Below are 7,460 nucleotides of genomic sequence, written 5' to 3' on the forward strand. Positions count from 1 at the left end.
CTTCCACGCCTCCCCCTGGAGCCGCGGCGCCCCGTCGATGCCGAGGGCCTCGGCCAGGCGGGCCACCTCCGCCTCGCCGACCTCGCCCTTCGCCCCGTACACGGGCGCCGAGCCGGGCCCCTCGGGGAGCGGGCCGTCGGCGCGGTAGGTGACGCCGTACGGGTTGGGCTCGCCGGGCGCGATGCCGTTGGTGCCGCCGCCGTCCGGGCCGCCCGGGGACGGTGCCCGGTAGCCGTCGAGGGCGAGCGGCGGGGGAGTGTCGTCGCCGGGTGCCCCCGACGTCGTACCGCCGTCCGAGCCGCTGCCGGAGGCGGACGTGGCCAGATACGCCCCGCCGGCCCCCACGAGCAGCACGGCGGCGGCGACGGACGCGACGGCGACCGCCGGGGGACGCCGCCGCTCGGGACGCCCGGCGCCGGCCTCGTCGGCGGCGGGGGCGTCGTCGTGGTCGGGTCGCTCGCTGTTCACCGCATCGCTCCTTCGCCTGTTACTGGGGACAGCGATGGGACGCGGTGGGCGAGGATCCGGTTCCCCCCGGCGGCACCGGTCACCCGGACGGCCGCACGAGGGACGGACGGGCGGCTCCTAGTCGCCGTAGTCCGACATCGACTCCAGCAACCGGGCCGACGTCCTCGGCACCCGTACGCCGTGGATCAGCGACAGCGGGACGGGGTGGGCCACCGCCAGTACGGGCGGCGGCGACCAGCGCGGAGCCATCCGGGCGCAGTCGCCGCGCAGCGACGCCAGATCGCCGTCCAGGTCGGCCGGGGCGGGTGCGACGGTCCTCGGGTTCGTCATAAGGGAACCGTAGGCCCGTTCCGGGCCGCGTAGGAAGTTCTACTATCGGGTAGTTTCGCCTGCTTCGGAGTCGGCGCACCGCCGGGTAGCGTGAACTGTCAACCCCGCCTCCCCGCAGGAGAGAGTCCACGCCGTGCGCATCGCAGTCACCGGCTCCATCGCCACCGACCACCTCATGACCTTCCCCGGCCGCTTCTCCGACCAGCTCGTCGCGGACCAGCTGCACACGGTCTCGCTCTCCTTCCTGGTCGACCAGCTCGACGTGCGCCGCGGCGGCGTCGCCGCGAACATCGCCTTCGGCATGGGCCAGCTCGGCACCCGGCCGGTCCTGGTCGGCGCCGCCGGCTCGGACTTCGCCGAGTACCGCGCCTGGCTGGAGCGGCACGGCGTCGACACCGACTCGGTGCGCATCTCCGAGACGCTGCACACCGCCCGCTTCGTCTGCACGACCGACGCCGACCACAACCAGATCGGCTCCTTCTACACCGGCGCGATGAGCGAGGCCCGCCTCATCGAGCTGAAGACCGTCGCCGACCGCGTGGGCGGCCTCGACCTGGTCTCCATCGGCGCCGACGACCCCGAGGCGATGCTCCGGCACACCGAGGAGTGCCGCGCCCGCTCCATCCCCTTCGCGGCCGACTTCTCCCAGCAGATCGCCCGGATGAACGGCGACGAGATCCGGATACTGCTGGACGGGGCGACCTACCTCTTCTCCAACGAGTACGAGAAGGGGCTCATCGAGACGAAGACCGGCTGGAGCGACGAGGAGATCCTCGGCCGCGTCGGCCACCGCGTCACCACGCTCGGCGCGCGCGGCGTACGGATCGAGCGGGCCGGCGAGCCGAGCATCGAGGTCGGCGTCCCGGACGAGGAGCGCAAGGCCGACCCCACGGGCGTCGGCGACGCCTTCCGCGCGGGGTTCCTGTCGGGACTGGCCTGGGGAGTGTCGCTGGAGCGGGCGGCGCAGGTCGGGTGCATGCTCGCCACGCTGGTCATCGAGACGGTCGGCACGCAGGAGTACCAGCTGCGGCGGGGGCACTTCATGGAGCGGTTCACCAAGGCGTACGGGGACGAGGCGGCGGACGAGGTTCAGGGGTATCTGAGGTGAGTTGTTCGGGTGCGGGCGCGCGGGGGCTTGTCGCGCAGTTCCTCGCGCCCCTTCTCGGCGTCAGCTGAGCCGGCGGACCAGATACGCCGTTCCTCTGTCCGCCGGTTCCTCGCCCGCGTACTCCTGGCCCCGCATCTCGCACCAGGCCGGGATGTCCAGGCGGGCCGCCTCGTCGTCGGAGAGGACGCGGATCGTGCCGCCGACGGGGACGTCGCCGATGACCTTGGCCAGTTCGATCACCGGGATGGGGCAGCGGCGGCCGATCGTGTCCACGACGAGGTCGGCCGCCGTCTCCCGGACGGCCCGGGGGCCCGTCGGCGCCCCCAGCCGCTCCCGGACCGCGGCCACCGTGCCCGGCAGCACCTCCAGGAACCGTTCGACGTCCTCGGCGGATGTGCCGGGCGGCAGCGACACCCGGACGTTGCCCTCGCTGAGCACGCCCATCGCCTTCAGGACGTGGCTCGGCGCCAGGGTGCTGCTCGTGCAGGACGAGCCCGACGAGACCGAGAAGCCCGCGCGGTCCAGCTCGTGCAGCAAGGTCTCCCCGTCGACATAGAGACACGAGAAGGTGACGATCCCGGGCAGCCGCCGCACCGGATCGCCGACCACCTCCACATCCGGCACCAGCGCCGGCACCCGCGCCCGGATCCGCTCCGTCAGCTCCCGCAGCCGGGCCGCCTCCTCGGCCGCCTCGGCCCGCACCGCCCGCAGGGACGCCGCCGCGGCCACGATCGCCGGCAGGTTCTCGAAACCGGGCGCCCGGCCCGACTCCCGCTCGTCCCCGGGCCCTTGCGGCGCGAACCGCACCCCCTTGCGCACGGCCAGCAGCCCGACCCCCGACGGCCCGCCCCACTTGTGCGCGCTCGCCGCCAGCAGCGACCAGTCGCCCGCCACCTCGCCCCAGCCCAGCGACTGGGCCGCGTCCACCAGCAGCGGCACGCCCGCCGCCCGGCAGGCCTCCGCCACCTCCGCCACCGGCTGTTCGGTGCCCACCTCGTGGTTGGCCGACTGGAGACAGGCCAGCGCGGTCCCGTCGCCCAGGGCCGCCGCGTACGCCGCCGGGTCCACGGCGCCCGTCCGGTCCACGGGGACCTGGGTGACGGTGCCGCCGTCCCGCTCGTGGACCTCGGCCGCGTGCAGTACGGAGGAGTGTTCGACCGCTGACACGATCAGGTGGCGTCCGACGCGCCTGCGCCCCGCCAGTGCTCCGGCCACCCCCGAATGGACCGCCCGCGTCCCCGAAGGGGTGAACACCAACTCGTCCGCCCGGCACCCCACCGCCTCCGCGGCGGCCTCCCGGGCGGCATCGAGCAGCAACCGCGCCCGCCGCCCCTCCCGATAGAGCCGAGCAGGATCGGCCCACCCCTCATCGAGCGAGGCCAACAAGGCCTGCCGAGCAACAGGATGAAGAGGACCAGCGGAAGCACCATCGAAGTAGGCCACAGGACAACGCTAGAACGCCGTGCAGTGCAGCGCCCCGTCAGGGGCGCGGGGAACTGCGCGAGCAACCACGAACGCACCGTCAGCCGCCGAACAACCCGCAGAACCGCCCCCGTAGGCCCCCATCCCACCCTTTAAGAGTGACCCCCGGCGCGTATGCCACCCTCCCCGCGACCCCCCGGAGGGCGTCGGCTAGGGTTTGGTCCGCATAAACATCAAACCCCTGCCCGACGCAGGGCGGCGACCGACCAGCGAGAAGGCAGGCCGCAGCCAACACGCGCGGGCGAGACTCTCGGGAAGGCGCTACGTGAGTCCCAACGGCTCCGACCGCTCGCCGCGGCGCCCGATGCGGCGGAAGCTGCTGCAGGCACTGACCGCGGGCCTGGTCCTGGCGACCGCCACCGGTTGCACATACAAGGACTTCCCCCGCCTTGGCATGCCCACCCCGACCACGGAAGAGGCTCCGCGGATCCTCTCCCTGTGGCAGGGTTCCTGGGCTGCCGCGCTCGCCGTCGGCGTGCTGGTGTGGGGCCTGATCCTGTGGTGTGCATTCTTCTACCGGCGCAGCCGCACCAAGGTCGAAGTTCCTCCGCAGACCAGGTACAACATGCCCATCGAGGCGCTGTACACCATGGTTCCGCTCATCATCGTCTCGGTGCTGTTCTACTTCACCGCCCGTGACGAGTCCGAGCTCCTGAGCCTCAAGAAGAAGCCCGACGTCACGGTGAACGTGGTCGGCTTCCAGTGGAGCTGGTGCTTCAACCACATCGAGGACGTCGCCGGTTCCACCGGTGACGCCAAGACCGCCGAGGAACTGGAAGCGATTCCGAACCGGTTCAAGGCGGACTTCCCGGCGAACGCCGGCGGTGTGTACGACTGCGGCACCCCCGGCACGCGGAACCCGCAGACCAACAACCCGGGCCCGACCCTCTGGCTTCCCAAGGGCAAGACGGTCCGCTTCGTGCTGACCTCGCGCGACGTCATCCACTCCTTCTGGGTGGTGCCGTTCCTGATGAAGCAGGACGTCATCCCGGGCCACACCAACGCCTTCGAGGTGACCCCCAACAAGGAGGGCACCTTCCTGGGCAAGTGCGCCGAGCTGTGCGGCGTGGACCACTCCCGGATGCTGTTCAACGTGAAGGTCGTCTCCCCGGAGCGCTACGAGCAGCACCTTCAGGACCTCGCGAAGAAGGGGCAGACCGGTTACGTTCCCGCCGGCATCGCGCAGACGAGCCACGAGAAGAACCGGGAGACGAACAACCTGTGAGCATCCTCAATGAACCCCAGGGTGCCGCGGCAGGGTCCCATTACGCGGACGAGCTGCCGGTCCGGCGCCAGAGGCGTGGCGAAGTCGTCGTCAAGTGGCTGACCACCACCGACCACAAGACGATCGGCACGCTGTACCTGGTCACGTCGTTCGCGTTCTTCTGCATCGGCGGTGTGATGGCGCTCATCATGCGCGCCGAGCTGGCCCGCCCGGGCTTGCAGATCATGTCGAACGAGCAGTTCAACCAGGCGTTCACGATGCACGGCACGATCATGCTGCTGATGTTCGCGACGCCGCTGTTCTCCGGCTTCGCGAACTGGATCATGCCGCTCCAGATCGGCGCGCCGGACGTGGCCTTCCCGCGGCTGAACATGTTCGCCTACTGGCTCTACCTGTTCGGCTCGCTCATCGCCGTGGGCGGCTTCCTCACCCCGCAGGGTGCGGCCGACTTCGGCTGGTTCGCCTACTCGCCGCTGTCCGACGCGGTGCACTCGCCGGGCATCGGCGGTGACCTGTGGATCATGGGTCTGGCCTTCTCCGGCTTCGGCACCATCCTCGGCTCGGTCAACTTCATCACCACGATCATCTGCATGCGTGCCCCCGGCATGACCATGTTCCGCATGCCGATCTTCACCTGGAACGTCCTGCTGACCGGTGTGCTGGTCCTGCTGGCCTTCCCGGTGCTGGCCGCGGCCCTGTTCGCGCTGGAGGCGGACCGCAAGTTCGGTGCGCACGTCTTCGACTCGGCCAACGGCGGAGCGTTGCTGTGGCAACACTTGTTCTGGTTCTTCGGGCATCCAGAGGTGTACATCATCGCGTTGCCGTTCTTCGGCATCGTCAGTGAGATCATCCCGGTCTTCAGCCGCCGCCCGATGTTCGGTTACATGAACCTGATCGCGGCCACCATCGCGATCGCGGGTCTGTCGGTGACGGTGTGGGCGCACCACATGTACGTGACCGGCGGAGTGCTGCTGCCGTTCTTCTCGTTCATGACGTTCCTGATCGCGGTCCCGACCGGTGTGAAGATCTTCAACTGGATCGGCACCATGTGGAAGGGCAGTCTGTCCTTCGAGACACCGATGCTGTGGACGATCGGCTTCCTGATCACCTTCACCTTCGGTGGTCTGACCGGTGTCATCCTGGCCTCGCCGCCGATGGACTTCCACGTCTCCGACTCGTACTTCGTGGTGGCGCACTTCCACTACGTCGTCTTCGGCACCGTGGTGTTCGCGATGTTCGCCGGCTTCCACTTCTGGTGGCCCAAGTTCACCGGCAAGCTGCTGGACGAGCGCCTCGGCAAGATCACCTTCTGGACGCTGTTCGTCGGCTTCCACGGCACCTTCCTGGTCCAGCACTGGCTGGGCGCCGAGGGCATGCCGCGCCGCTACGCCGACTACCTGGCGGCCGACGGCTTCACCGCCCTGAACACGGTCTCGACGATCGCCTCGTTCCTGCTCGGCATGTCGATCCTGCCGTTCTTCTACAACATCTGGAAGACGGCCAAGTACGGCAAGCCGGTCGGCGTCGACGACCCGTGGGGCTACGGCCGTTCGCTCGAGTGGGCGACGTCCTGCCCGCCGCCGCGGCACAACTTCCTCACCCTGCCGCGCATCCGCAGCGAATCCCCGGCGTTCGACCTGCACCACCCGGAGATCTCCGCGCTCGACCAGCTCGAGAACGTCGGTCACGGTGAAAAGACCCTCGCTGGCGGCAAGGAGGCCGGCAAGTGAAGATCCAGGGCAAGATTTTCCTCTGGCTGAGCCTCTTCATCCTCGCCGTGGCGGTCACGTACGGCGTGTGGTCGAAGGAGCCGGCCGGCGCCACGGCCCTCTTCCTGGCCTTCGCCCTGTGCCTCATGATCGGCTTCTACCTGGCCTTCACGGCCAAGCGGGTGGACGCCGGGGCGCAGGACAACAAGGAGGCGGACGTCGCCGACGACGCCGGCGAGGTCGGGTTCTTCAGCCCGCACAGCTGGCAGCCGCTGGCCCTCGGCATCGGCGGAGCCCTCGCCTTCCTGGGCGTGGCCGTCGGCTGGTGGATCATGTACTTCTCGCTGCCGGTCATCCTGGTCGGCCTGTGGGGCTGGGTCTTCGAGTACTACCGCGGTGAGAACCGCACCCAGTAACACGCGCTGAGAACAGGGGCCCGGACACTCCGCCAGGAGCGTCCGGGCCCCTTCGCGTGCCCGGGCGCCCATCACCCGTCCGGATTACCCACCGTGCCGCCCTTGACGTCGCTCCCTAGCGTGAAGTCATGAGCAACCCGGTTCACTTCCAGGCGCGGGGGCGTACGGTCGTCGGCTGCACCCTGCTGGTGATCGCTCTCGGCGCGAGCGTCACCGCCTGCATGGGCGACGACGACAACCCGCTGTCGGCCACGCCCTACGACGCGGCCGGCCAGATCTCCTTCAACGGCCCCAAGGACGCCGGGAAGAAGGCCGACCCGGACAAGCCCCTGGAGGTCGTCGCCGAGGGCGCCGGCGGGCGCATCACGGACGTCACGGCCGTGGACGCCGCGGGCCGCTACGTGGCGGGCGAACTCTCCGCCGACGGCTCCCGCTGGCACAGCACCTCCCCGCTGGCCGCGGGTGCCAGTTACACGGTGCGCGTCAGCACCGAGGACGGCGACGGCGCACCCGGCCGCAAGGTCCTCACCTTCGAGACCGGCAAGCCCACCACCAAGAAGACCCTGGACGTCGCCTTCGGGCCCAAGGCGGGCGCGTACGGCGTCGGCCAGCCCATCACGGCGGAACTCAGCCAGCCGGTCGCGGACAAGGCCCAGCGGGCCATAGTGGAGCGCGCCCTGAAGGTGCAGTCCACGCCCGCCGTACAGGGCGCCTGGTACTAG

General features: G+C 70.1%; 6 protein-coding genes and 2 pseudogenes. 5 read left to right on the forward strand and 3 right to left on the reverse strand.

Features of this window, described 5'->3' with window-relative positions; all coding sequences use genetic code 11:
* Together GTW67_RS00515 and GTW67_RS00520 are read right to left on the reverse strand one after the other, a co-directional pair.
* Positions 1-468 (reverse strand): annotated as a pseudogene (locus tag GTW67_RS00515) (hypothetical protein); the annotation flags it as partial.
* 117 nt (positions 469-585) lie between these two features.
* Positions 586-798 carry a hypothetical protein gene (locus tag GTW67_RS00520; RefSeq protein WP_161162799.1) on the reverse strand — a complete coding sequence of 71 codons (213 nt, stop codon included), beginning with the start codon at positions 796-798 and terminating at the stop codon, positions 586-588.
* Between the two features lie 133 nt (positions 799-931).
* Between GTW67_RS00520 and GTW67_RS00525 the strand changes: the two genes are divergently transcribed.
* The gene (locus GTW67_RS00525; protein WP_161162800.1) at positions 932-1,906 is read left to right on the forward strand and encodes a PfkB family carbohydrate kinase; all 975 of its coding nucleotides are present in this window, start codon (positions 932-934) and stop codon (positions 1,904-1,906) included.
* Between the two features lie 60 nt (positions 1,907-1,966).
* Here the strand turns inward: GTW67_RS00525 and GTW67_RS00530 are convergent, their stop codons facing one another.
* Positions 1,967-3,349 carry an aminotransferase class V-fold PLP-dependent enzyme gene (locus GTW67_RS00530; protein WP_161162801.1) on the reverse strand — a complete coding sequence of 461 codons (1,383 nt, stop codon included), beginning with the start codon at positions 3,347-3,349 and terminating at the stop codon, positions 1,967-1,969.
* A 304-nt stretch (positions 3,350-3,653) separates the two neighbouring features.
* On the opposite strand from GTW67_RS00530, the gene ctaC reads away from it, so the two are divergent.
* The 4 genes and pseudogenes from ctaC to GTW67_RS00550 form a co-directional block, all read left to right on the forward strand.
* The gene (gene ctaC / locus GTW67_RS00535; RefSeq protein ID WP_161162802.1) at positions 3,654-4,613 is read left to right on the forward strand and encodes an aa3-type cytochrome oxidase subunit II; all 960 of its coding nucleotides are present in this window, start codon (positions 3,654-3,656) and stop codon (positions 4,611-4,613) included.
* Positions 4,610-6,343, forward strand: a complete 1,734-nt coding sequence (gene ctaD / locus GTW67_RS00540; RefSeq protein ID WP_161162803.1) for an aa3-type cytochrome oxidase subunit I — start codon at positions 4,610-4,612, stop codon at positions 6,341-6,343. Before ctaC ends, ctaD begins: the two co-directional genes overlap by 4 nt.
* The gene (gene ctaF / locus GTW67_RS00545) at positions 6,340-6,738 is read left to right on the forward strand and encodes an aa3-type cytochrome oxidase subunit IV (RefSeq protein ID WP_161162804.1); all 399 of its coding nucleotides are present in this window, start codon (positions 6,340-6,342) and stop codon (positions 6,736-6,738) included. The genes ctaD and ctaF overlap by 4 nt, the downstream gene beginning before the upstream one ends.
* A gap of 128 nt (positions 6,739-6,866) precedes the next feature.
* Positions 6,867-7,460: pseudogene (locus GTW67_RS00550) on the forward strand (Ig-like domain-containing protein); the annotation flags it as partial.

Origin of the sequence: Streptomyces sp. SID5910 (assembly GCF_009862125.1) — a bacterium.
Taxonomy (GTDB): Bacteria; Actinomycetota; Actinomycetes; order Streptomycetales; family Streptomycetaceae; genus Streptomyces.

What these genes read in the sequence shown, in the direction of transcription:
- GTW67_RS00520 (WP_161162799.1), bottom strand. Translation starts at nt 798, where the DNA reads ATGACGAACCCGAGGACCGTCGCACCCGCCCCGGCCGACCTGGACGGC.